General features: G+C 44.1%; 19 protein-coding genes and 1 pseudogene. 2 read left to right on the forward strand and 18 right to left on the reverse strand.

Features of this window, described 5'->3' with window-relative positions; translation table 11 throughout:
- Positions 1–420 precede the first annotated feature (420 nt).
- The 4 genes from DW800_RS15005 to DW800_RS15020 form a co-directional block, all read right to left on the reverse strand.
- Positions 421–2,028 carry a hypothetical protein gene (locus DW800_RS15005; RefSeq protein ID WP_008665363.1) on the reverse strand — a complete coding sequence of 536 codons (1,608 nt, stop codon included), beginning with the start codon at positions 2,026–2,028 and terminating at the stop codon, positions 421–423.
- A gap of 313 nt (positions 2,029–2,341) precedes the next feature.
- Positions 2,342–3,340, reverse strand: a complete 999-nt coding sequence (locus DW800_RS15010; protein WP_117703234.1) for a hypothetical protein — start codon at positions 3,338–3,340, stop codon at positions 2,342–2,344.
- Between the two features lie 241 nt (positions 3,341–3,581).
- Positions 3,582–4,595, reverse strand: coding sequence for a hypothetical protein (locus tag DW800_RS15015; protein ID WP_008665359.1), 1,014 nt, complete (start codon positions 4,593–4,595; stop codon positions 3,582–3,584).
- Between the two features lie 91 nt (positions 4,596–4,686).
- On the reverse strand, positions 4,687–5,901 hold the full coding sequence (locus tag DW800_RS15020; RefSeq protein ID WP_117601706.1) for a site-specific integrase: 1,215 nt from the start codon (positions 5,899–5,901) through the stop codon (positions 4,687–4,689).
- 138 nt (positions 5,902–6,039) lie between these two features.
- Here DW800_RS15020 and DW800_RS15025 point away from each other — a divergent pair.
- Positions 6,040–6,213, forward strand: a pseudogene (locus DW800_RS15025) (GGGtGRT protein); the annotation flags it as partial.
- Positions 6,214–6,272: 59 nt separating this feature from the next.
- On the opposite strand, the gene DW800_RS15030 reads toward DW800_RS15025, so the two are convergent.
- From DW800_RS15030 to DW800_RS15065, 8 genes are all read right to left on the reverse strand, one after another.
- On the reverse strand, positions 6,273–7,310 hold the full coding sequence (locus tag DW800_RS15030; RefSeq protein WP_005832802.1) for an alcohol dehydrogenase: 1,038 nt from the start codon (positions 7,308–7,310) through the stop codon (positions 6,273–6,275).
- A gap of 27 nt (positions 7,311–7,337) precedes the next feature.
- A complete protein-coding gene (locus tag DW800_RS15035; RefSeq protein ID WP_008665308.1) occupies positions 7,338–8,135 on the reverse strand; it encodes a TrmH family RNA methyltransferase in 798 nt (265 codons plus the stop codon).
- Between the two features lie 51 nt (positions 8,136–8,186).
- Entirely contained in the window at positions 8,187–10,874 is a 2,688-nt protein-coding gene (locus DW800_RS15040) for a transglutaminase domain-containing protein (protein WP_117703235.1), read from the reverse strand.
- Between the two features lie 86 nt (positions 10,875–10,960).
- Positions 10,961–11,374: a DUF2141 domain-containing protein gene (locus DW800_RS15045; RefSeq protein WP_117703236.1), complete on the reverse strand. Its 414-nt coding sequence runs from the start codon at positions 11,372–11,374 to the stop codon at positions 10,961–10,963.
- A gap of 27 nt (positions 11,375–11,401) precedes the next feature.
- Positions 11,402–13,327, reverse strand: coding sequence for a TonB-dependent receptor plug domain-containing protein (locus DW800_RS15050; RefSeq protein ID WP_117703237.1), 1,926 nt, complete (start codon positions 13,325–13,327; stop codon positions 11,402–11,404).
- Between the two features lie 137 nt (positions 13,328–13,464).
- Positions 13,465–14,376 carry a LytTR family DNA-binding domain-containing protein gene (locus tag DW800_RS15055; protein ID WP_044467922.1) on the reverse strand — a complete coding sequence of 304 codons (912 nt, stop codon included), beginning with the start codon at positions 14,374–14,376 and terminating at the stop codon, positions 13,465–13,467.
- A gap of 66 nt (positions 14,377–14,442) precedes the next feature.
- Positions 14,443–15,045: a sugar O-acetyltransferase gene (locus DW800_RS15060; protein WP_016272870.1), complete on the reverse strand. Its 603-nt coding sequence runs from the start codon at positions 15,043–15,045 to the stop codon at positions 14,443–14,445.
- 55 nt (positions 15,046–15,100) lie between these two features.
- Positions 15,101–15,676, reverse strand: a complete 576-nt coding sequence (locus DW800_RS15065; RefSeq protein WP_016272871.1) for a Crp/Fnr family transcriptional regulator — start codon at positions 15,674–15,676, stop codon at positions 15,101–15,103.
- A gap of 245 nt (positions 15,677–15,921) precedes the next feature.
- Between DW800_RS15065 and DW800_RS19690 the strand changes: the two genes are divergently transcribed.
- Complete coding sequence (locus tag DW800_RS19690; RefSeq protein WP_016272872.1) at positions 15,922–16,062, forward strand: hypothetical protein; 141 nt, start codon at positions 15,922–15,924, stop codon at positions 16,060–16,062.
- 79 nt (positions 16,063–16,141) lie between these two features.
- On the opposite strand, the gene DW800_RS15070 is transcribed toward DW800_RS19690, so the two are convergent.
- From DW800_RS15070 to DW800_RS15095, 6 genes are all read right to left on the reverse strand, one after another.
- On the reverse strand, positions 16,142–17,707 hold the full coding sequence (locus DW800_RS15070) for a hypothetical protein (protein WP_227224322.1): 1,566 nt from the start codon (positions 17,705–17,707) through the stop codon (positions 16,142–16,144).
- Positions 17,708–17,791: 84 nt separating this feature from the next.
- Positions 17,792–18,925, reverse strand: a complete 1,134-nt coding sequence (locus DW800_RS15075) for a DUF4249 domain-containing protein (RefSeq protein ID WP_117680899.1) — start codon at positions 18,923–18,925, stop codon at positions 17,792–17,794.
- A gap of 12 nt (positions 18,926–18,937) precedes the next feature.
- The gene (locus DW800_RS15080; protein ID WP_117680900.1) at positions 18,938–20,101 is read right to left on the reverse strand and encodes a DUF4249 domain-containing protein; all 1,164 of its coding nucleotides are present in this window, start codon (positions 20,099–20,101) and stop codon (positions 18,938–18,940) included.
- Between the two features lie 6 nt (positions 20,102–20,107).
- The gene (locus DW800_RS15085) at positions 20,108–22,846 is read right to left on the reverse strand and encodes a TonB-dependent receptor domain-containing protein (RefSeq protein ID WP_117680915.1); all 2,739 of its coding nucleotides are present in this window, start codon (positions 22,844–22,846) and stop codon (positions 20,108–20,110) included.
- A gap of 1 nt (position 22,847) precedes the next feature.
- Positions 22,848–23,531 carry a hypothetical protein gene (locus DW800_RS15090; protein WP_117703238.1) on the reverse strand — a complete coding sequence of 228 codons (684 nt, stop codon included), beginning with the start codon at positions 23,529–23,531 and terminating at the stop codon, positions 22,848–22,850.
- Between the two features lie 240 nt (positions 23,532–23,771).
- The gene (locus DW800_RS15095) at positions 23,772–24,146 is read right to left on the reverse strand and encodes a YccF domain-containing protein (RefSeq protein WP_005832831.1); all 375 of its coding nucleotides are present in this window, start codon (positions 24,144–24,146) and stop codon (positions 23,772–23,774) included.
- Positions 24,147–24,159 lie beyond the last annotated feature (13 nt).

Raw genomic sequence — 24,159 nt, forward strand, 5'->3', positions numbered from 1 at the left:
CCTTTAAATCTTCCATAAGCGATAATTTATTGGTTAGTAATAAGTGAATTAAAGGGAATAGCACGCTTTATAGCGTAATGCCCCATAGACTTCCGCAATTGTGCTCTGTAATACACAGACATTACTGTAGTAGCCAGTAATACCGTAGCCAAAGCGTTTGCGGTCTGGAATGCGATTGCGTTAAACCGTTCATTTCCCATCTAAGAGAGGTGAGGGACGTAGGAGTAACATGACAATAAAGCGCATAATATACACCTCATGCCTGCTTTCTGGCTGATAATTGCACTTTATGCAGTCTTGGTAACTGTATGGAAAGAGTTCCCGTATCTGGAAGGGAGGGGGTACTATTTAGACACTGCCTAATTTGAGTTGGGGTATAACAAGAAACTCCAGACCCGTTTAATAGTCTGGAGTTCAATCCTACTCAATCAATGCCTTAATTTCCTTTATGGTTCTATACCTTCTCAACGTCTGCCCAAGCTGTTTATATCCCTGCTCCAAGAATGGATATTTATCTGTTATCACCCTTAATTCCCGTTGCTCATTGTCCGTTAGGGAAAGCTTCTCCTTCAAGTCACAGAAGCGTTTGAGGCGGTCTCTGAATTGTGGCGGTTTGAGAGCATCCTTTACTGCACTGTCATCTGCGATACTCCACTCATACCCTTTGGTTACTGTCATCCCCAATTCCTTATAAGCCTCTTGCAGTGCTTCGGACGACCTATATACTATATGTGTAGTCCAGTGTTGGTAGAGCTTTAACTGGGCAACCATGTCATTGACTTCGTATCTGCCATCCTTCTTGATGATATATGTATGGACGCCCAGTCTTTCAAACTCCTTATCCTGCTGCTTTAATATCTTTATATCAGTCTCCCTATTCAGTTGCTCCACCCTTCTGCGAGCAGTAGCAAGTTCGTCCTCTATCCTCTCCTCCATCACATCAAACGGAACGTAGTAGTTGACAGCCTTTGCATTGAAGATATGGACTATCTTGTTTCTGAAAGGGTTGGACTTGGTTCTGATACGTCCTGCAATCTGGGGAATATCCATGTCAATGCTGATTAGGGTATGCTTGTTGTAGCCGTCACTGACGATAAAGCATATTGCCGTCTCTGAATAATAGTCCACTCCTTCAAATGCCTTGCAGGTCACGAATGTAAACCGTTTAACTGGGGCTGTTGAACTGGAGATTTCAAAGCCTTCCAGCTTGTAATGGTTCATCTCGTCGTCAGCGCATATAATCCTGCACTCATCATTGGTCAGCTTGGCTTGTTCAAGTATCTCCTTAATCTCCCTTACGCTGTTGACAAAGAAATATGCCTCCTCACTCTTAATCCCGTCCAACACAAAGTGACCGTTGTCTTTATAATGCTTGATAACATTAGCTGCTGTAGTGCTTGCTTTGACACATGGGCAGGGGTAGATTGTAATCTTATCCACTATCTGCCAGTTGGCAATATATTCCTTCATTTCGGCAAATACTTTGGGCTTAAATCGCTCTGGGATAGGAGTTGCAGTTAAGAAGCAATGAGACTTGAAGCATTTGAACTTCTCTATAATCTGATTTATTACCTTTGTCCTAAAGCCATACTGCTTTAACAAATTGTGGTACTCATCCACAAGTATCTTGAATTCAAGCGGATTAATGAGGTCAATCAGTTTATCCACCTTGTCATACGTACAGATTATCTTCTTAACTCCGTCCTTAGCAAGAAACTTGTTCAACTGGATTTGTACTATCTTAGTGAACTTGCCATATAAACCAAACAGTCTGTCATTAGTAGGACTTACGCCTGCTTGGATTTGTGACTTCTTCCAAGCAATGTCCCTGCCGTCTTTATCCTTAGGTGGGTAGCACTTATTGATTACCAGCTCTGTTGTAGGTACGGCAATAATGTAATTCTCGTCATTGGTAAGCGCTATTGTAGTAGCACCGCATCCCGTCTTTACCTTGTTGAAGATGCAATTCTTTGGGAAGTCGTCCATAATGAGGAAACCGTCCCGTTCTTGAATATCTAACTTTATCATAAGTTATCTTTTGTGATTTTAAATATGTTACCTGTGACCCTAATTATTGGACTTTAAATAATCCTAAACTCTGAATACTGGGGTAACTGACCGTTTTATATAGAGGGAATTCACCACTTTCTGGGAATTTCAACTCTATCATCATTTCTACTTGGTGATTGGAAAACAGCTATCTGTGACCCCAATAATCAGACTACAGATTACTCTCAACTTCAATTATTAGGGTAAACCACCTTATTATATGGGGGAAATTCACCACTCTGGAAGAATTGGGAGCAGAAGAGCCAACCTCTCACATTGGCTCCGGTTCTTATTAGCGGACTTCTTCCGCTTCCAGATAAGGAATGTCCTCATCTGCATCAGTGGAGGCTGTCCCAGTCCCTTCAACTGGAATGATAATAGGATTGCCATTCCGTTCTCTTATCTTCTTGAACTGCTCCATCACCAAACTCTCATCCAGATTTCCATGCGTATTGAACATTGCCGCCTTGTCATTCTGGGTGATGGTCTGGAATATCTTAATAGCTTCGTTGGCGTCTCCCGCAGTTGTTTTGATATTATTAAATTGCTGAATTAGGTGTCTCTTGGCAATATCCTTGTCATCAAAGCCTTTATCCTTGCAGATTTGGATGAACTTGTTGCCTATCTCCATATTATAGGCTGGAATGATAGGCTTCTTCACCTTCTTTCCTTTCTCATCCTTCCCAGAGCATAATAGAGAGAAGTCAGACTTTGATATGGCGTTATTATTGCCACAAAAGATAAGGTTCAGTGTTGAGATTGGATAACCGTCTGGGTTCTTCTCGCTCTTTATCAGTTCGTTATACCGTTGCAGGAATTCACTGTCTGGGTTAATATTGGCTGCACCACGTACATAATCTGGGGTAGTCCATTCCTTCTTGGTAATATTAATCTCGTTGATATATTCGGCAATGGTTTCATTCCCTTGCAATTCAACTTCAATGGCAGGGACATCTATCGTTTCCTTTCCGTTCTCCGCTGCCCATTCATTATAGAGGGCTGCGGCAATAACCCTATGCTGACCGTCCAATACAAGGAAATATTTGGCAGCATCTTCCGGCTTTATATCTTGCCCATTAATATCAACCAAGCTAATATCGCCAGTTTTAATTACATCTTCCGCCTTAATGACTTGTATCTGCTCTGCCTTTCTGTAGCCTTTGACCTTCATCATGGCTAATATCTTCTCTACATTGCCCAAGTTGATGGAACGATTAATACCCTTAGCGAAAGCTATGTTTCTTACTTCATTATTAGCTACAATATTAATTTGTAAATAAATTTTCTTCATAATTGTTTAAATTTAAATTAATAATTAAGTTTATAAATTGGTGCAATCTTCAACTTGGCGCCTTATCGTTTCTGATTACGTTGCAAAGTTGGGAAATACTTAGAAGGTGGGTTATAAAGAATAGAATGCGATTTGAAGGGTATTCTTTATATATAAGATAGCCAAATAGTTAGATATTATAAGGATATAAAAAACTACCACGTGATTACATGGTAGTCTGTGAGGATTGGCAGCATATTGCTTACCAGAGGTATTCTGTGGATTGATTATTGGGAGAGAAATTGTAGTCCTCTATCCGCTTGGGCTTCCATTGCGGTTTGTAGCCTTGCTTCACCAAGTAGGCTATAGCGGCATTGGTGTAGTTCTCGTCATTATTGAAACTGTCCGCTTCAAATAATATCTCCATGTAGCCTAAAGTCATACGTATCTGCTCGCTTCTGGTCTTTAAGGCTGAACACTTCTGCAAGAGATGGAATGTACCGTACATGATTAAGTTGCAGGCTGCATTATTGGCTTTCCTGCCTTTCCTTTCTGAATACACCTCCTTCAATTCCGCTTGCGCCTCTTCCAGACTGTCAACTCCCAAGTAAATATGCAGGTAGTTGTCAAGCAAGTCAGTCAGCCAATAGCAGGAGTTGTCAAGCCTAATCTTCTTTACCCCGTTATCAATGGTGATGGAATTTAGTGCCCTTACCTCCTCCTTTCTGGAAGGTGAGTATCTCTTGGTGTTCAATAACTCAAACAGCTTCAGCATTTCTGGACGGACTTGTTCCAGATACGGAAGTGTATTCTCTGAAATGGCAATCTCCGTATGAAGTTCATCCTTTACATGCTTGTCATATATGGCAGCTACAAACAGAAGGGATATTCCTATTACTTCATCTTCATCTGATACGCCATACTCCTCCAGAAGTTCCAATATTTCAGTCAGTATCTTATCATTGGATAGGGTTATGAATACTTCGTGCTCTGTATCCATGATGAAACTGGCAGCATCAAACAGTGTACTTGTTGAGGCTGGTCTGGGGGCATAGCGGTGATAGTCAAAAGCACCGTTATCCACCGCGTATTCATCCAGATACGGGAATGGCATACGATACTTGGAAACTATCTCCTCACCTGCCCCATTAGGGTAATGAAGGTGGTATGCTGCTTGTAGTTCATTTAAGAACATGGCACGTCTGTAGCCAAAGCATTCTGCCAGTATAGGCTCTAACGTCCTCAACTCTGGAATTGGTATTGAGTAGGTTATCATGTCATATCTGTATTAGTGCCGTAAAGATAAATAATGCCACTCCATTATGCAACAGAGCGGCATTATAAATTAGAGTAAATGCTTCATTACATCATTCCTTAGTACAGAATGTCCCCATTAACTTATCCATTTCTTCACCTATACACTTATCAACTAATTTAGCATAATGTTCAGTCATTCGTGTATTAGAATGTCCCAACATTTTAGACACCACAATTAAGGATATATTATTAGCTAAAGTAACCGTACTTGCAAATGTGTGTCTTGCTGTATGATAGGTTATTCGTTTATCTATGTGACATAGAATAGCTATATCCTTCAAATATAGATTTATATCCTTATCTGAATATATAGGCATTAAGGTATCTCCACCTGCATACTTATCAATCAACATTTTAGCATTAGGTAATAATGGAATACGAGCAAGAACACCAGTCTTTACCCTCTTCTTCTTAATCCACATTCTTCCTTGATTATCACGTTCTAAATGTTCAACCTTCAATGTTTTAACATCAATGTATGATAAGCCAGTATAACACGCAAATAAGAACATATCCCTCGTCCGCTCAAGTCTGGGTAAAGGAGAATTAAAGTTTATAATTCTGCGCAGTTCATCTTCATTCAAGAAATCAGGAGATACCTCTTGCCGCTCCAATTTATATGATGCAAATGGATTAAATGCAATCTTATTATTAGCAACAGCACGATTTACCACCTTCTTTAATAGTGATAAATACTTCACTGCCCCATTCTGAGATAATCCATGTTCTGATAGCAACCATATACGGTATTCTTCAATGAAATCACGATTTAATTCTCTTAAGAACATATCATCACGATTATATTTAGATTGAATAAATTTCTCAAGAAGTGATAAGCCATGCTTTGAATTAGCGTATGTCCCTTTAGATATTCCACAGCCAATCTGTTTATGCTGCATTTCATTATGTCTCTTATAAACGTTAAGAATAGTTTCTTCCTTTATCAGTTCCACCTTATTTAATAAGGCATCACGAAGTAACATAGCTGTTATAGCAAATCCATGCTTCACTAACTTAATCTCTTCCTCATAAATTCGTACTCTCAAACTCTTTAGAAATTCATTCAATACTACAGCCTCAGAATTCGTACCACGTACACACTGTTTATCTTTATTCCAATTCTCCAATGCAACTAACTTACCAGTTGAGAATACAGTTCTTTCATCACCCACAGCTATTAATACCTCAATTGGCGCTTTACCTGCCTTATTCATTTTACTTGCCCTAACAGTAAATGATAATGTATAGTTACTCTTATTTATCATATTCCATAATTTGTGACGTCACAGTGACGGAATACATAAATTACCGTCACAGACATCTATTTAATTCAATATCAAATAGAGTATAATACACTATATTACAATATATTACAACAACATATACATTTCTAAACCGTCACAAGTTTACGTATGACGGACACCATGGGTCGTATGCACTCAGATGCTCAGTTCGCTGGTTCTTCATCAGTTCCTGCTCACGTGGAAATGATGGGATTCCTCGGCATCGGTAACAACCCGATGGTAGGATGTACAGTGGCTTGTGCGGTTGACGTGGCTCAAGCTTTGAGCAAGTAAGTAGCAAGTAAATAATTACATAGAAAAAGAGGATAGCCTTCATTGGCTATCCTCTTTTTCTATCTACCCACAATCGCCACCTTTATCACCCCCTCCAGCCTATTCTCAAAAATACGGTAGGCTTCGTCAATTTCCTCCAACGAGAAACGATGTGTGATAAGCGGTGTGGTATCTATCTGTCCCGCCGCTATCAGGCGCAGTATCTCGGCACAATCGCACCCATCCACACCACCGGTCTTGAAGACAAGATTCTTGCCATACATCTCCGGCAAGGGCAATAACTGAGGCTGGTCATAAAGCGCCACAATGGTGACAATGGCATTGGGACGGGCACACTCCCATGCCAAGCGGAAAGTATCTTCCGTGCCGGCAACTTCAAGTACGACATCTGCCCCACCATGGTCGCTATGCTTCCTCACAAAGTCTTTGCAGTTTTCCGGCCCAATGACCAGCACCTCCGGATAATGCTCGCGGACAAAACGGATTCTTTCGGCCGACTGCTCGCAGACAATAATGCGACGGGGCTTCTTCAGCATGGAACAAAGCAGGGTACAAATACCCGTCGGCCCGGCACCGATGATGAGTACAGTGTCTTCCTCGGTTATTTCGGAGATACGGGCAGCCCAGAAGCCGGTGGCCAACACATCGCCTACCAAGAGCGCCTGCTCGTCGCTTACCGTATCGGGAATACGGTTCAGTCCCTGGTCGGCATAAGGCACACGTACATATTCCGCCTGGCCGCCATCGATACGGCACCCCAAAGCCCAACCGCCATTAGTGTCGGTACAGTTGTTCACATATCCGTGACGACAAAAGAAACATTTACCACAAAAAGTCTCCACATTCACAGTCACACGGTCGCCGGGCTTTACCGACTCAACTTCGGCACCCACCTGCTCTACGATGCCCACCATTTCGTGTCCTACCGTAATTCCGGGTACGGCGCGCGGTACACTTCCATGCTTTATATGCAAGTCACTGGTGCATATGCTACCCAGTGTCACCCGCACAATAGCATCACGTGCATCTTCCAATACCGGTATCGGTTTCTCAAGCAATCCGAACTTTCCGTGTTCAATATAAGTATATGCCAACATAATATATGCTTTTTTGAGTTATCACTTCTAAACGCGAAGTTGCCAGAAAGCAACAGCCGCTGCGGCCGCCACGTTCAGCGAATCTACACCGTGCGCCATGGGGATACGAACCACATAGTCGGCTCCCGCAATCGCTTCGTGCGAAAGACCATCTCCCTCAGTACCCATCACAATAGCCAACCGGGGCTCGGTCTTCAAAACGGGATTGTCTATGGAAATGGAATTGTCCGTAAGCGCCATGGCCGCCGTGCGGAAACCCAACTCACCGAGCGTATCCAGAGGACCGTCCATCCACGTCCACGGCACAAGAAAAACCGTTCCCATTGAAACCCGGACCGCACGACGGTTCAGAGGATCGCAGGAATTACGCGTCAACAGCACAGCATCCATGCCAAGAGCTGCCGCCGAACGGAAGATGGCCCCAATATTGGTGGTATCCACCACCCCGTCGATAACCACAATACGCCGGGCTCCCCGGCAGACGTCCTCCATACTCTTCGGAACCGGACGGCGCATGGCACAAAGAACACCACGCGTCAAAACGTAGCCGGTCAGCTCGGCAAGCAATTCCCTACCGCTTGTGTAGACGGGTATATCGCCACAACGCTCAATGATTTCAGCAGCATCCCCATAGATGTGCTTGTGCTCACACAAAAAGGCCAAAGGCTCGTAGCCGGCATCCAGAGCCACCTTGATAACCTTAGGACTCTCAGCTATAAACAGCCCTTTGTCCGGCTCAAGGCGATTGCGTAACTGGGCTTCGGTAAGGGTACTGAATATCTCCACACCGGGATGGGTTAAAGATGATATTTCGATAACAGGCATCGGATGATTTACTATTTGACGATTACTATTTACAATTCATGGCAGAAAGCCCTATAACCCCTTTATTGTCTTCATCAGTTGTTCTCCCAGTCCGATGGTATATCCTTGCGATACAAAGACCACCCGATTGAAAGTATCGGCTATGATGAATATCGGCAGGCTCTCTTTGTGCTTCAACTTCATGCTTTCTGCAATCTGCGCAGCGATACCGTCCGTATCTATACCATAAATAATGGTAGAGGGCAAATCGGGGAATGACTCGCGGGCGAACTTGCCGGCTTTGGCCTCATTAGGGAACAGCAACACCATCTTACGCCCCCACTTCTCCAAATCAGCCTTGAATGAAGCGATGTCGCGCAACGCATGATTGGTTGGCTCTTGATTGACACCCAGAATGCCTACGACAAAGTAACCGCGCCCACAAGCCTGCAGCAGACTCTGCCGGGCTGCGGAGCCGGCGTCCGGCAGCGGAGTGAAGAGAGACTCCGAATTAAAGTTCCCGATAACCTGCACCTCATCCTCGCTCTCGCGCATCACCAATTCAATTTCCGTTGTCTTCTCCGGCAGAATATTGAAAAAGGTGGTTTTAGAAAGTACCGCACCGCTGGCAAGGCGTGTACCGGTCACCAAAACATAATCTCCGGCCTCCAGAGCTGTTCCTTCCTTCAGAAGATTGCTCCATGTAGTACCGCCGCCCATATCTGCATCGCCTTCGTCATAGGAAAGCAATTGCAAACTGCCCTGCGGGGTCTGTTTGGAAAGAGTGAAATGAGAATAGTATTTCGGGTTATCCAACGAACGGATAGGCTTATAGGAAGCCACCAACTTTCCCTTCGAAGCAATTCCTTCTGCCATAAAGACCGGCTCTTCCGGATGATGGTTCAAGTCCACATCCATCGCACCATCATCCCCTATCAACTGTACTTTGCCGGTCACTCCGTTGATACGGGCAGGGATTGCCATGCTGCGTGCCATGGAGACGAAGAAAATGTCACGACTATGGGCATCAGCCACACGGGCCTTCCAGACCCCTTCCGGAGAAATGGGAGCCCCTCCCAAATTACAGTCATTGTCTACCCGGATATTTTGGGCCACCCATGCCACCAGTTTCATCGGTTCTGCCTTGTATGCCTCAGCATCTTCCTTTGAGACGGCTTTCTTGAAAAATCCTTTATAGGGGGTCAGCATCTCGTTGCTTACGCGTGGATTGCGCACATATCTGCGGAAATGGTCGGCATTCTTGCACATACGGGATTGCATGTGGTCCATCAGAACTTCCAGTGTAACGTCGCGGAGGTCTTTTGCCGAAATCCGTTGGAGCAGGTCCAGACCTCCTCTTTTGGACTTTTCAGAGCGCAACCGTGCCATGAAGTCGGCAATGACCCGATGGTTTCCTCTAGAAGCGACCAGTATCCGTGAAACGGCATCTTCGTCGAGCTTGTACCGCCGGGCAAAATAACGCGCCGTCTCATCCGTCATGAACATAGACACATAAGCGTTGCGGATGGAATCTTCATGGACCATGCGGCGGTCATTCGCCGCACGCTGTTCGGGCGTAACCGCCGGCAACTCCGCATTTTCGGGGGGCGGCACAAGTTCAAAATCTACCGCATGGCCGCCGCCGGCAGTCTTATCCATCTTCACAGCCAGTTCATGGTCCTTACCGAAAGACAGTTTGGCATAGCCGAATTTTCCGTCTTTGGAAGCCCATACCAGCATGTCACCCTTACCGGCCGTCAAAAAAGCCTTTCCCTCTGCATCGGTCTGCTTCCGGGCTACAGTATAGAACTCCGCATAATTATAGAGCTTGAACTCCACACAAGCATCAGACACCGGATTTCCATGTCCGTCCATGACCGTAACTGTGGCCTTAGCCGTCGGTGCATAGTTACCGATTACATTGATTTCCGTATAAGTAGGAGTGACAGACATCACTTCCTCCGCTCCTTCATAACGTCCGAAGACCTTGGTATGCATCAGCATACCGCGACTGGCCGGAGCATTGAACCAACCAAGGTTGAGTACCGGTTCGGGTTCGCAGGCTCCAAGAAAATACCATTTCCCGTCTGCCCATGCTTCTACCCACGCATGATTGTCGTCGGTATGCGCCCACCGGGGTGTGTAGACCTGACGGGCAGGGATACCCACCGAACGCAAGGCGGCAACCAGCAAGGTAGATTCCTCGCCACAACGCCCGTATGCCGTGCGTACCGTTGCCAAAGGCGAACTGGTACGGGCATCGGAGGGAGTATAGATAGCCTTCTCGTGGCACCAGTGGTTCACCTCCAGAATGGCATCATAGAGGGACAGAGACTTGACACGATTCTTCAGTTCTTCGTAAAACACTACCCGTGCACTGTCCAGATGCTCATTGTTGACCCGCACCGGAAGTACAAAATGACGAAACAAATCCTCAGGAATAACTTTTCCCCAAGGCATCTCATCGGCAGCCTTTTGGGAGGCGCGCACGTTCATCAGATGAAATTCTCCGGAATAATCGGCAATGTCTGCCAAAGGCATATAGGCATAAAGGAACTCCAAAGCTTCGCGTTCGTACGACGTCAAGTCCGTATCGAATATGGCAAACAAATCGCCCTGCGGCAACCTTTCTTTTTTTTGATTGAAGTCTTGCTCCACACGTTGGCGGTAAGAAGTGTCTGTAATGAAAGAACGTTTGCCGCAAGAGGCAAGCAAACATACCAGTCCGAGAAATCCCAGAAGTCGTGCAACTCGTTTCATAATGCAATTATTAAGGTTGAGCCACAAAAATAGTGTAAATCGTCCGCAAAAGAAAATTAATTCCCGTTTTTACTTACATAATCACCCTACTTCAGATGTATCACCAAAGTCGTGTCTCCGGAAAAAGTGAAGCTGCATTTGTCATAAGACGGCGGGCCCATAACGCCTTGAGCATCATTGCTGAACCCGTACTTCTCTGTAGGAATGCCGAAAACGGCAGTATCCAGTTTCCCGTTTCCGTTCTCGTCTTGAAACAACGAAATGGCATACGTACCCGCAGGTAACCCCTGGCAAGGAATGGAGAGCGACGTATCTTTCACATCTATCCGGAAGGCGGTCAAGGGTTTCTTCATGAATGTTTCTTCCGAATTGTAGATGGCGACATAGAGATGCCCCTCCACCTTTTCAATGTCACACACTTCAATAGTCAGGTTCTGGGCAAAGAGCAGCTGGACGGCACTTTGCATTACAAATACTAAAAAAATAATCATTGCTTTCATCTTTGTTTATTTAAAAAGGGTTATTGTCTAAAAATTGGATACATCGTAGGCGGCCTTCTTGCCTAAAGTCACATATACTCCTACATAGAAAAAATGGTCGCTGGAAGCCAGGACAGCCTTGTTATCCACCTTACCGAACTCATTCTTCCGGCAAAGGATATTGCTGGCGGAAGCATGGATAATTACCTTCTTGCTTACCAGGAAGGTCACACCCAAATCCAGACTGTTATAAGGCTTCACTTCATCGTTCATCAGACCCGGCAGCATGGGGTTATGATAAGGACGTCCGCTACTGAAACGGTCGGTCACGCTGACAATGGAATGCAGGCGGGGCAAGGAATACTTCACCACCCAGGCTGCATTATGCCGTGTGGCATACTGAGGAGTAGTCAGTTCCGGATACTCCCGATATTTACGTTTGGCTATATTATAGGTATAGGATAACTGGTATTCCAGATTCTTGAAGGACGCTCTATCACGGAAGAACAAGTCTATGCCTTTGCTGTGTCCATAACCGTTGGAGGTCAAGAATACAGCTTTCGTATCGGCATCCGTTTCCTCCAATGCCAGACGGTCATAATCCTTATAATAAAGTTCAGCTTTACAGAAACGCCCTTCATAGTCGTACTGAATGCCCAAATTGTACTGCATACATACTTCCGACATCAACTGCGGCCGACGCACCAGACAGTTGTTCTCGGGCAACTGTGTGTATCGCCCTACAATCCCCGACAGCATCATGTTTCCCCAATAATAGTTCGCCGCCAGCCGGGGAGAGAAATTCATCTTACGGTTCGGAGAAGTGTATTCCGTGCGAAAAGAAAACTCCATCTTCAATTGTTCCATCGGATAATAAGCCATCGAAAAGAAACCCGCACCAATGGTAGGCGACATGCGATTGCTGTCATCCGTCCCGCACAACAGATAATGATTCCTGTAATTGCGGATATAGCTCTCTATCCCCATATCCAGGCGGAATACCGATGACAGCCGTTTGGAAACTTTAGCCTTCAGATGCGTCTCTTGCTGACGTTCCAGCCAGTTATCACCCGAAACAACTGCTCCTCCGATTCTCCGGTTATAGTAAGAATAGGCCGCCCCTGCAAACCAACTCCACTCTCCGGAAGTATGCCTGCGAAAGGTTGCATTTACATAGATATTGTCTTCACCCAGCCCGAACAATCTGCGGTTATCCCCTTCGTAAGTGGAAAAGTCCGTCCGGTCGTATTGTGCGTAAACCTTCCATACCACTCTTTCATCAAGAGTATAACGGAACTGGACAGCTCCGGAAAACATCCGGTAAGGCTCCTCGAAATCCCTCCTGCCCGAATAAACCTTGTCATACAAACCCAGGTTCTGATAATTCAAGTCAACAGACAAGGATCCTCTGTCAAAAGTCTTTGTGCCCCCTCCACCAACACCGACAACGGAAGCGTTCACTCCGACTTTATCGACCTTGCTGTAATCTTTTGTTTCCAATGGCAAGACTGCCGAAAGCGCTTCTCCATATTCTTGTGAAGCGCCTCCCGAAGCAAGGTTTACCCCACTGAACATAAATGTAGAGTAACGGCTGCGAGCAGGGGTATTTATTCCGTTCGAAGTATAGGGATTCAGTACATGCATTCCATCAATAAAAGTCTGCGTCTCGTAACTGCCTCCACCACGTACCAGCAATTCACCGGTTTCACCCTGCACTTGCGTACCGGGCAAAGTCTGCAATGCCTTGTATAAATCACCGTTCGCACCGCCCACCGTGACCAGTTCCACCGGATGCATATCGCTCCAACGGCTGTTGGCAGCAGGAGTTCTGGCTCCTTTTACCACTACTTCTTCCAAAGCGACACTGTCTATATTAAAATTCAGACGTACTGTATCGGTCACTGATTTCTGCGCTACGGAAGGCTGTGTAGAAAGTAGTATGCCCAATATCCAAAAGACTGTTTCCCGTTTCATATCTTTACATTTGTTTCGTTTCCTGCTGCAAACATAAAGGAAGAGTAACAGACAAAAAAATATCCGGGACAGACAGCCCGGATATGTGACAACCAACAAACTCTTTGTGACGAACAACGTATTTCTGTGACGAGTGACTAACTCTTTGTCCGATTTTCAATCAATGCTTTCACCTCTTTGGCGTATGCGCGTGAAACCGGAACCTCTTCTTCGCAACCCTCCAGATTCAGCTTATATCCCTGAGAGTTTCCATCTACTTTCACCACCATCCGGATGTTTACAAGAAAGGCCCTATGGCAACGGATAATAAAAGGGCAAGCAGAGACAGCTTCCTCTGCCTGCTTCATGGTGGCACGCAACAATCTCCATGTAATTTTCTTTTCTTTATCCGAATCTGAACGGTAACCTACTTTTACGTAATTCCCCTTTGCCTCTGCATAAAGGAAATCTCCGGCCTTTACTTTCAGCATTTCTTTGGTGCCACCGGCAAACACCAACGCTTCTTCCGAGGAAAATACCTTGTCTTCCAAGCTCGCTATCCCAACTTCCGGGGATATTCTCCTTGAAAGGTGACCGTTCATCTCCATAGCTTCTTTCAGATTGCGGGTCAGTTGCAAATTGCGGTTCCACATCAGAAAAAATATGGTAGGAAAAGGTGCCAGCACCATTACCCAAGACAAAGCCAGAAAGAACAACCGCTTGTCCAACCACATTCCCATCAACCATGATTGATAGGCCCAAATCCCCACTGCTATCAGCAACAACATCAGCAGCAAATTCAACACATGCTTACCCAATGTCCAGTTCTGCTCCTTGTAATAAGCAGGAAATAATGCCGGAAGCAAATAGGTGAAAACTCCCGAAGCACCTGCCGCAATCAATGCAGAACCGGCAACCACCCCAAACACACTTCCCTTTATCCGGGAAATACCGAACGGCTGAAGTATATATAATATCAGAAAAATAATGGCCGAAGGTATCACTACTGCCTTCCAGCGTTGATAAAACGTAGGATAAGGACTCCGCCAAAGTTCCACCAATTTCCCCATAAGTATATAGTCTCTCTTGTTTACATGGTAATATATGCAAAGATAATACATTTACTCAACACATGCTCATACAGATACTATATTATCAATCTGTTTTATCACACGACAAGGATTTCCCACCGCCACACAATTCGCAGGAATAGAACGGGTAACCACACTCCCCGCCCCGATAACGCTGTTCCTCCCGATGGTGACACCAGGCAAAATGACAACCCCTCCACCAATCCATACTCCATCCTCTATTCGTACAGGTAAGGCATACGTACGGCAGATTTCTTGTCCTTCCGGACAGTCCTGCACCATACGTTCATCTACTTTGGTAGAATGGGTTGCCGTATATATCTGTACATTAGAGGCTATCAGGACGTTGCTACCTATGTCAATACGATTGTTGTCCACAAAGGTACAATTCATGTTGACAATTACCTTGTCGCCCATAAAAATATGCTTGCCACATTCACAATGGAAGTCAATATCCACATGCACATTCTTGCCTACATGTCCCAACATCTCACACAACAACTCTCTCCTGCGCTTGCTATCGGCATAATCTGTGGCATTGAATTGTGCCAGGAGACGTTTTGTACGCAAAATCATCTCCACTATTTTCGGATCCCTACTTCCTATAAAAGGTTCGCCAGCCATGCACTTTTCATATTCTGTTTTCATACGTATTCTGTTTTTGCGGACAAAAATACAAAACTCTAATGTATAGGAATTTATCCTATGTTAAAAAATACCCCTTTGCCCTAATACGACTCAATGATTGTTGTGTAATGCCAAGGAAAGAAGCGATATGTCCCAAAGTCACTCTATGAAAAAGGGCCGGACACTCACTCATTAATTTTTCATAACGCTCATACGCAGACAAGTTGAGGCGAGATATATGAATATCTTGTAAGCGAAGAAAATTTTCCTGTTGTAACACCCTCATCCAATTTGCAATATCTATATCTGACTTATACAACTCATTAAGCGTTTCAATGGAAATAGAATAGACCAGTGTTTCTTCCAATGTTTCCACGTATTCAAAGCCTGCTTTGTTCCTATATAAATCCCACGAGCCACAAGCTACATCACCTTCCATAGAGAACCATGTCGTTATTTCTTTTCCATCGTGCAAGGTGTACGAGCGTGTCATTCCCTTCTCTATGAAGTGGACTTGCCTATCAAATTGTCCTGCACGGATAATAAGTGTTTTGGCAGGAAACACTTGCTTTTCAAAACCATGTGTCAATGCTGCCAATGCTTCATCTGAAACCGGATAATAAGCTCTTATTGTTCTGACAATATTCTCCATACTAAAATATTCCTTTTTACAAAGGTATAAAACAAGGAAGAGTTTGCGAAACTTGCGTAACATATTTGTCATATATAGATTGCAAAATCTAGTATTTCTAAAGAGAATAAAGGATGAATGGCTATTTTTTATGTTATAAAACACATTTCTCGCAAACATTTCGTATCTTTGCAACGTTATAAGATAAAAGAAAAGATGTAAAAACCCGCTTTCCGAAACGCGGAGAGCACAAAAAGATGAGAATTATGAAAAAGAATGCAAATGAAATTTTTATGTTACAGTACCAAATCAAACGCTATCAGGCAAGGGGTAATGGAACAATGTGTCAAACACTGAACGGTAAACTACAAAAGCTGCTTGCAAAGCAGTCCCTCGTAACCATGTAAAAAAACACCTTTAAATACAATGAATAAAGGGCAGGGAACTTTTCAGTTCTCTGCCCTTTTTCTTTTTTATCCATCTATACTAATGGTTAGCACCAACAACAAACTCGCTTTGCATCCTTATCTCCCTACCGTCAACCGAAATTCCTTGTAGGGTAATTATATATATTCCGTTCATATCCGAAGTATAAAAGTTGAGTGTACCCATAGCGGAAGTTATCTCCGGATTCCAATAAAGTGTATGCCGAAAATCCGGTAAGCGAGAACCGGCTTGTTTCTCTGAATTGTATGATGGAGCAACAAATGCGATTCTCTTTTGTGGAAACTCATAAGAAAACATCTGTGAATTCTTATCCAAACGTATATCAGGCAATGTTCCCCGATGGGTTATAAACGAAACAATTCCATCATACAACTCCCCACCAAAAGTATATTTGCCGGTATAACGATATATATAGTGTATCAAACGGGCATCATAGTTCAGAATGGTTTCATGGTCATCAAATGGAATCCCGTCTAACAACACCAGTGTTTTCATATTACTGAATCTCCTTATATCCGGTTGCAGTATCCGGATGACATCTTTACCTTCCAGCTGACTGATACGTATTCCCTTGACAAATTCCACAAAAACATCCCTCACAGTCCTGAAACGAACATACTCATCCAGATTATAAGTAGAAGCGGGAACAAAATCATAAAGTTGTTGCAATATACTCTTGCTATACGAAGAATCTACCGGCAAAAGAGAATGTAATTGCGCGCTGAAACCACGCTCTATCAAGTCTTCTTTCCGAAATGACACACAGACCTTAGGAAGTTTTTCCGCCAACACCCCGACAAAAGGAGAAACAAGCTCCAATCGGCAGGGACTTTCCTCCTCCGGTAATGCAGTTAATACAATCTCCTGCATATCCGTTATTCCGGTCGTATAAAAAGCATAAATAGCGTCAGCCTTAGGCTGTCCGCCAAAGACACGAATATCCTTGCCCACACATGCCAGACGTGCATTTACATTGTCAGCAGGCGCTCCCATCAGCCTGCCGGTTACAATATGCCCTTCACACTCTGCAGCAAATGACCGTTCCGGAACACTTGTATAGTTCTTCTGCCCGTCGGCTGATATTGGAAACCCCTTTAGCACATAGTCTTTTCGTACTACGGACAGAGTAAGCTCCTTGACATCAGCAGGCAGATTGGGTAATGTCAAGGCTACTTTACTCCGGTTCCCATAGACCGATTTATCTGTCCATAAGTCCGCTCCGGAAAGCTGATTGCCGGAAGCTTGTGAAACGGTAATGGAATCCGTGAAAAGTTCCACATTATCCTCCTCTGTTGTCTGAACAGTATTAAGCAAGGCTATATACTTCTTTGGGAAACAAGCCATAGGATAGTTCCTCATATAACGCGTATATGCCGTCAGTTGGTAAGCTCCGGTATGCATGACTTGCGGAAGTCTGATACGTCCCCATCCATTCCCGTTCTGCAAGTCGATTTTACCTTGTGCGTATACCAGCTTCGTGTCACTTATCTCTACATAAGCTACTTTGCTTAATACGCTTCCACGAGACAAGGAATCCGTCACACAAACTTTTATCCACAAATCTTCTCCAGCCACATAGCAGTCCTTGTCTGTATAAATACGCATATTCTCAACAATTTGAGCGTGTAATCCCAATACAAGAACCCAACCTATAATACAAAATATCACTCTCTTCATATCATTTCAATATTAATTCATTTCATCCGGCCAGAAGGAAGGCTTTTCCAAGCTGGCACCTAAATAGCGTACGTCTGTACAACCTCCGGAAACCCATGCATAACCTACCATCAATGGATAAGCAATAGCATATCCCATCACATATAAATCCATGTACGAATCTGCCCAACCTCTAAATTCTTGGCAATAACCGTCAGGAAACCTATAATATATATCATCGGCAGAAATGAAAATACGATATTTTGCCACATTCATGCTAACTCCCACATAACCAACTACATTTTTGCCTGAATTGTTGCAAATAATATTCGTAGGAAGTTCCGAAGGCTGAGGAATAAACAATCCACCCATTTCTTCATTGATTTTTATTTTCTCCTGATAATATTCGTACTCGCCCCTCGAAATCTTACGCTGTTTCACCAAAGTGCTATAATGATGAAAGACACGGTTATTATCCGCCTTTATAGAATAGAGCCACTTATCCTTCAATTGAGCATCCTTATTTGTTCCTATATTACCTACTATGATTTTAGCCGACTTATCATGACACCATCCCCGTGCATATGGTGTAGCATCAAAATCAACCACCTCATCAGTGGTAGGGTCATAACGGAACTTGGGATTATATACTGCCCTCACTTCCCAATCTTCCTCGTAACTCCAGAAATAACATCCGCCATCTTCACTCCGCATAGAAAAGCGGATAGAGATGTCACCGTATTTTTCCGGTTGCTCGTAGGTAACGTCATTTATTGTTTCTGTCTCCAATGGATATTGAGGCTCCGAAGTATAAATATCCCCTTCATACACAATTTTCAGACTATAGCTGGCATCTTTATTCAAAGAGCCAATTACAACTTGGTATTTTCCATCTCCCAAAGAGGTGCCATTAAAGCAAGAACCATCACTTCCTACTACACTGACTTCTGCATCTATCTTGTTATAATCTTGAGGAATTCCTTCTACATTCAAAGGAAAGGAACAGCTCAAGGAAAAAACGACTGTACTATCTGATATGATGTTACCTTCAACTATAAGCACCCTCGTACTACTCTCCGGCAAGTGCGCATTGAATTTATCCACACAACTGCCAATAGTGAGCCACAACAAGCATATCCATGTTACTATATATTTTGCATTATTCATCGCTTTTTCTTATTAAAACAGATTGATTTCAACTGGCCAGAAGGAAGGCTTTTCCAAGCTGGCACCTAAATAGCGTACGTCTGTACAACCTCCAGAAACCCATGCATAACCTTTGAATCCCGTACGTGGGTCCGGGTCCGGATATGCAATGGTATACCCCATCAAGTATAAATCTAAAAATGTATACTCTTCTTTCAGTCCTTTCGCTCCCTGACAATACCCCTCAGGAAGCCTATATTGTATATCATCTGTAGAAATGAAAATGCGATATTCCGCCACATTCAAACTGACACCAACATATCCAATGGCCTGTTTATTTGAGCTTTCACATCTAATGTTCGACGGCAATTCCGAAGGCTGGGGAACAAACAACCCGCCCATCTCCTCATTAAGCTTTATTTTCTCCTGATAATATTCATATTCACCCTTCGAAATCTTACGTTGTTTCACTATAGTACTGTAATAGCAAGAAAAACAAATATCGTCTGCTTCAATGGAATAGAGACACTTATCCTTTACACGATTATCCTTGTTTATTTCCATATTACCTATTATTATCTCGGACGATTCACTGTGACACCATCCGCGTGAGTATGGTCTGGCATCATAATCAACAACCTTGTCTGTATCGGGATCATAAGCACACATAGGATTGTATACTGCTCTAACCTCCCAATCTTCTTCATAACTCCAAGAATAACATGCAGCATCTTTGCTTTGCATAGAGAAACGGATACTGACATCACCATACTCCCCTTGCTGTTCGTAGGTGACATCGTCTATGCTTTCCGTCCCTATCGGATATTGAGGTTCGGAAGTATAGATATCTCCCTCATAGACAATCTTTAAGCTATAGCGGACATCCCTATGCAATGTTCCGACAGCAACCCGGTACTTTCCATTACCCAACGCAACACCCCTAAAACTGGAGCCATCCTCACCGGTTACACAAACTTCAGCATCCACCTTATTGAAATCAGGAGGAACCCCTTCCACATCCAAGGAAAAGGAACGGCTCAAAGAAAACACGACAGCACTATCCGATATTATACTACCTTCAACTATGAGAAGGCCGATACTACTTTCCGGCAAGTGGGCATTGAACTTATCCACACAATTACTAAGGAACAACCATAACGGACATATACATATCACCCAATATACTTTATTCTTCATACCCTTTCAGAATTTAATATTATAAGTAACAAAAGGAATGGGAGCACCGAATATGGACATCTTGTATCCTTGAATCCTACCCTCCTCGGACACAAAATAGACAGAGTACACATTCTTCCTTCCGGTCAGGTTATAGATACCGAAAGAAAGGGAACTGTGGGTCAACAATGTCAGGTGGTGACTGGGTTCAATATTGAACGACAAATCCATACGGAAATAGTCGGGAACACGATAACTGTTACGGTCGGTATAGTAAACCTGCATTTTCTTCAGACCCTGGTCGTAGTATTGCCCGGCAGGAATTGTGGTGGGACGGCCCGTACTGTAATCCATATTGAAAGACATGCTGTAACGGCGGGTAAACTTGTAATTGCCTACAAGCTTGAAGTCATGCGGCTTGTCATACTCGGTCGGATACCATTCTCCACCATTGATGGGACGGGCTATGCGCGGATCATTCTGACGCAAGAAAGTGCGCGAATAAGTATAGCTCATCCACCCGTTCAGTTTTCCAGCCGGTTTTTTCACCTGGAATTCCACGCCGTAAGCATATCCCTCCGTATTGATGACATCCGTCTCCAGATGGTGGTTCATCAGGATTTGGGCGGAACTGCGATAATCCAGATAATCAATCAGCTTTTTGTAATATCCTTCTACAGATAATTCCAGAAGTTGCCCCGGCGTATTATAGTAGGCGCCTGCCGCCACCTGCCAGCCACGTTGAGGCTTGATATTGGGGTCGCTCAGCTTCCAGGTATCTGTAGGAGACATAACGGCAGTATTCGATACCTTATGGATATACTGCCTCATCGTATTGAAACCGGCCTTTACGGAAAAATCATCTGTAAAGGCATAACGTGCCGACACTCTGAATTCCGGTCCGTGATAGGTCTTGATGACCTTTCCATTCCCCGCCGTGATAGAATCCGCCACCGAAGACATGGAGGGCAGTATACCTTCCTGATATGTATAGTAAGTGCGCGGTCCCAAAGCATTGAGCATAGAATAGCGTATACCCGCATTGATGGAGAGCCTGGAAGTTATATCCCATTCATCCCCTATATAAACGGCACTTTCCAGTGCTTTATCCTTTTGCAGTTCATCATATCTTACCAGCGAATTAGGCCCCACCGGCTCGTAGGTCCCGGAATTCACATTATACAGCTGGCTCATCAAACCGAAGTTCACCGCATGGCTATTGCCGGCTTGATAAAGAAAGTCCGCTTTTCCAAACCATTGGTTAATGGCAAAAGACAGCCGTGCGGCAGACGCTTCCTCCACCGTTTCATCATTTCGGTAATCGTAGTGGTCATAACCGAAAGAGAAGTTTCCGGTCAGCTTTTCTGCAAAGACAGTCCTCCAGTTTGCCGAGAAATTCATATTGTTGTAGGCATACTTCTCATTGTCATTAAAGGCAAAACGGTCGTGACTATAATAGCCATAGACATTCAGCTTGTTGCGCTCGTTCACCGTATGCGAGAAGACAGTCCCCAAATCATAGAAACCGGCTTTCCCATCACGATACCCGCTTTTGTTGGGCAATGTCTTCATTATCCAGTCCGAATAGGTCGTACGTCCACTCAGCAGAAGGGAAGTCTTTTCCTTAATGATGGGAATCTCGAGATTCAACTTACTGGTCACAAGCCCGATACCTGCAGAACCGGTAAACTTTTCCTTGTTCGCCTCCTTGCTGGTGATGTTCAGTACGGAAGCGATACGCCCGCCATACTGGCTGGGGATACTGCTCTTATAAAGTTCCGCATCCTTTATCATGTCCGAATTAAAAGCCGTGAAAAAACCGAAAAGATGATTGGGGTTATAAATCGTTCCGTTATTGAAAAGAAGCAGGTTCTGGTCAGCGGCACTCCCACGCACATTGTAACCGCTTGATGCCTCCCCCACTGTCTTGATGCCGGGAAGTGTCTGTATCATCTTCAGCACATCCACCTCACCCATAGCCGTAGGAATGTTTTTCAGCAGGGCAGGCTGCAGCTTCTCCATTCCCAACTGCACACTTTTCACGTTCTGTATACGCCCCGAAACAATAAGCACCTCATCCAACATATGGTCTTCCTCTTCCAACTCGATATGGACAATGCCTTCACCATAAAGCATAAATTGCCGATGGGTCACTTTGATATTCATCCCACTGATTTCAAGAATATTATAGCCTGCAGGCAGGTCAATGGTAAATTCCCCCTGACGGTTGGTCGTCGTAGCTACCCACGGCTCTCGATGAATGATGTTGATACCATCCAGATTCTGTCCGGTCTTAAAGTCGGAAACTCTTCCGGTCAAAGTTATCATATCTCCGGGGGCAGGCTTGTACTTGTTTCCTATCTCATAGACCTTGTTTTCTGAAGAAGACTTCACAACAGGAATATATGAAGGCAATAGTTCCTCATCTGTCTCCAACTTTTCCCCCATCAATGCCGGTGGCAGCGAGGTGGCCAGAAAAACCTCCGGCAAGACAAATATTCTGTCACCATAAACCGTCACCTTATAGATAGTAGCTGCCAAAGCCTCTCTCAAGTACTCGGCAGTGGGGTTCTTCACCTCTGCCCGCTTCACTTTAAAAGGAACCGTTATCGTTGTATAAACACGGCAGGACGTGCCCTTTTCTACTGCATCCATCAATTCGAATATGGAAATGCTGTCCGTAGCCATCTGTTGCTGTGCAAACATGCCGAAAGGCGACAATAGGAGGAAAAAGGCTACTGTATATTTAAGATTATGTGCTTTCATATTATTTTCCATGAATTAAGGAATCAATATATTCCGTTAACCGGGTCATTGCCCGGGCACCGCCATCTTCCTTGAAGTCCAGCCGCTCTTTCCGGCAATAAGCCTTCAACTGCTTCTTGTATGTAGGAAAAAGTTTCAAGAAACCCGAACGGGAAGTTATCACATAATCGGTTCCGCCACTGCGAAGACTGAAATAGCTCTTTTTCTTGAACCGGCTGTAATAAAGATCGTTTTTCTTCACCTGAGACTCCATTGTGGATACGATATACTGTGTCAGGCACATTTGCGGACTATCATATAGCAACGCAGCGAAACAGTCACCCTGCGGTACAAACTTCTGTCCTTCTATGACAAAATAATCCACTTTCCGCATATCTACCTGCAAGGTTATCCGTTTCTCCGGAGTAACCACAATCAGACTCTTTTTATAGGTATCATAACGGAGCTGCAAATCCGAGTAAAGCCATCTGCCATAACAGACAGCCCCCTCGCGAAATTCATCCGTATTCCAATAGGGATGGTTAAGATACTTCTGCTGGTTATAATTTTCCTCTGCCTTACCGGAGTAAAGAGCAGCATAATCTCCTGCCGCTTTTCTGAATTCATCAAAAACGGCTTGTTGTGCACAAACCAAAGATGGAAAACATAGGACGCATAGTAGCGTGTAAAGGTGTGTTTTTCGCATATATGTGAAGTGTTATAAATGAGGATGGGACAAATATAACATTTCACTTTTAAAAATAAAATTATTATTATATATAATTCAAATAAAAACAAAAAATAGAACCATAATCGGATGCTAAACACAAAGCTAAATATTTAGCATGCAAGCAGAAGCACATTACAATAAGATTAAAGCACCATTCATCCTCCGCCATCAATTATACTTACATATATTTATAAAAAAACGATACAGCACAATCGCTCAAGCCGCAACAATATCCTTCCCGAAAGGAGTCAATGCCAGCCCTGCCAGCTTAAAATGTTGGATACCGAACGGAATGCCTATAATGGTGATGCACAGCAATAACCCGAATCCCAAGTGCGAAAGGCAAATCCAAATGCCGCCCAAGAATATCCAAAGAATATTCATCAGCACATAGAGGCAACCGTTGGAACGTTCCCCGCTACGAACCTCTTTGCCGAAAGGCCACAAGGCAAGGCTTGCCATTTTCAAGGTCTGCATGCCGAAAGGGATGCCAATAATGGTGAACATCATCAATAAACTTGCAATAAGATACTCCACAGCAGTGATGATACCTCCAAACATCAACCACAAGATATTCATAAAACAGCCCATAACTTTCCTTTTT

The organism is Bacteroides sp. AM32-11AC (assembly GCF_003603515.1).
GTDB classification, from domain to species: Bacteria; Bacteroidota; Bacteroidia; order Bacteroidales; family Bacteroidaceae; genus Bacteroides; species Bacteroides uniformis.

Coding starts and splice junctions, on each gene's coding strand:
- DW800_RS15065 (WP_016272871.1), bottom strand. CDS start 15,676: ATGGAGAATATTGTCAGAACAATAAGAGCTTATTATCCGGTTTCAGAT.
- DW800_RS15085 (WP_117680915.1), bottom strand. CDS start 22,846: ATGAAAGCACATAATCTTAAATATACAGTAGCCTTTTTCCTCCTATTG.
- DW800_RS15045 (WP_117703236.1), bottom strand. CDS start 11,374: ATGAAAGCAATGATTATTTTTTTAGTATTTGTAATGCAAAGTGCCGTC.
- DW800_RS15080 (WP_117680900.1), bottom strand. CDS start 20,101: ATGAAGAATAAAGTATATTGGGTGATATGTATATGTCCGTTATGGTTG.
- DW800_RS15010 (WP_117703234.1), bottom strand. CDS start 3,340: ATGAAGAAAATTTATTTACAAATTAATATTGTAGCTAATAATGAAGTA.
- DW800_RS15035 (WP_008665308.1), bottom strand. CDS start 8,135: ATGCCTGTTATCGAAATATCATCTTTAACCCATCCCGGTGTGGAGATA.
- DW800_RS15070 (WP_227224322.1), bottom strand. CDS start 17,707: ATGCGTATTTATACAGACAAGGACTGCTATGTGGCTGGAGAAGATTTG.
- DW800_RS15015 (WP_008665359.1), bottom strand. CDS start 4,595: ATGATAACCTACTCAATACCAATTCCAGAGTTGAGGACGTTAGAGCCT.
- DW800_RS15095 (WP_005832831.1), bottom strand. CDS start 24,146: ATGGGCTGTTTTATGAATATCTTGTGGTTGATGTTTGGAGGTATCATC.
- DW800_RS15060 (WP_016272870.1), bottom strand. CDS start 15,045: ATGAAAACAGAATATGAAAAGTGCATGGCTGGCGAACCTTTTATAGGA.
- DW800_RS19690 (WP_016272872.1), top strand. CDS start 15,922: ATGAAAAAGAATGCAAATGAAATTTTTATGTTACAGTACCAAATCAAA.
- DW800_RS15040 (WP_117703235.1), bottom strand. CDS start 10,874: ATGAAACGAGTTGCACGACTTCTGGGATTTCTCGGACTGGTATGTTTG.
- DW800_RS15055 (WP_044467922.1), bottom strand. CDS start 14,376: ATGGGGAAATTGGTGGAACTTTGGCGGAGTCCTTATCCTACGTTTTAT.
- DW800_RS15020 (WP_117601706.1), bottom strand. CDS start 5,901: ATGATAAATAAGAGTAACTATACATTATCATTTACTGTTAGGGCAAGT.
- DW800_RS15030 (WP_005832802.1), bottom strand. CDS start 7,310: ATGTTGGCATATACTTATATTGAACACGGAAAGTTCGGATTGCTTGAG.
- DW800_RS15005 (WP_008665363.1), bottom strand. CDS start 2,028: ATGATAAAGTTAGATATTCAAGAACGGGACGGTTTCCTCATTATGGAC.
- DW800_RS15090 (WP_117703238.1), bottom strand. CDS start 23,531: ATGCGAAAAACACACCTTTACACGCTACTATGCGTCCTATGTTTTCCA.
- DW800_RS15050 (WP_117703237.1), bottom strand. CDS start 13,327: ATGAAACGGGAAACAGTCTTTTGGATATTGGGCATACTACTTTCTACA.
- DW800_RS15075 (WP_117680899.1), bottom strand. CDS start 18,925: ATGAATAATGCAAAATATATAGTAACATGGATATGCTTGTTGTGGCTC.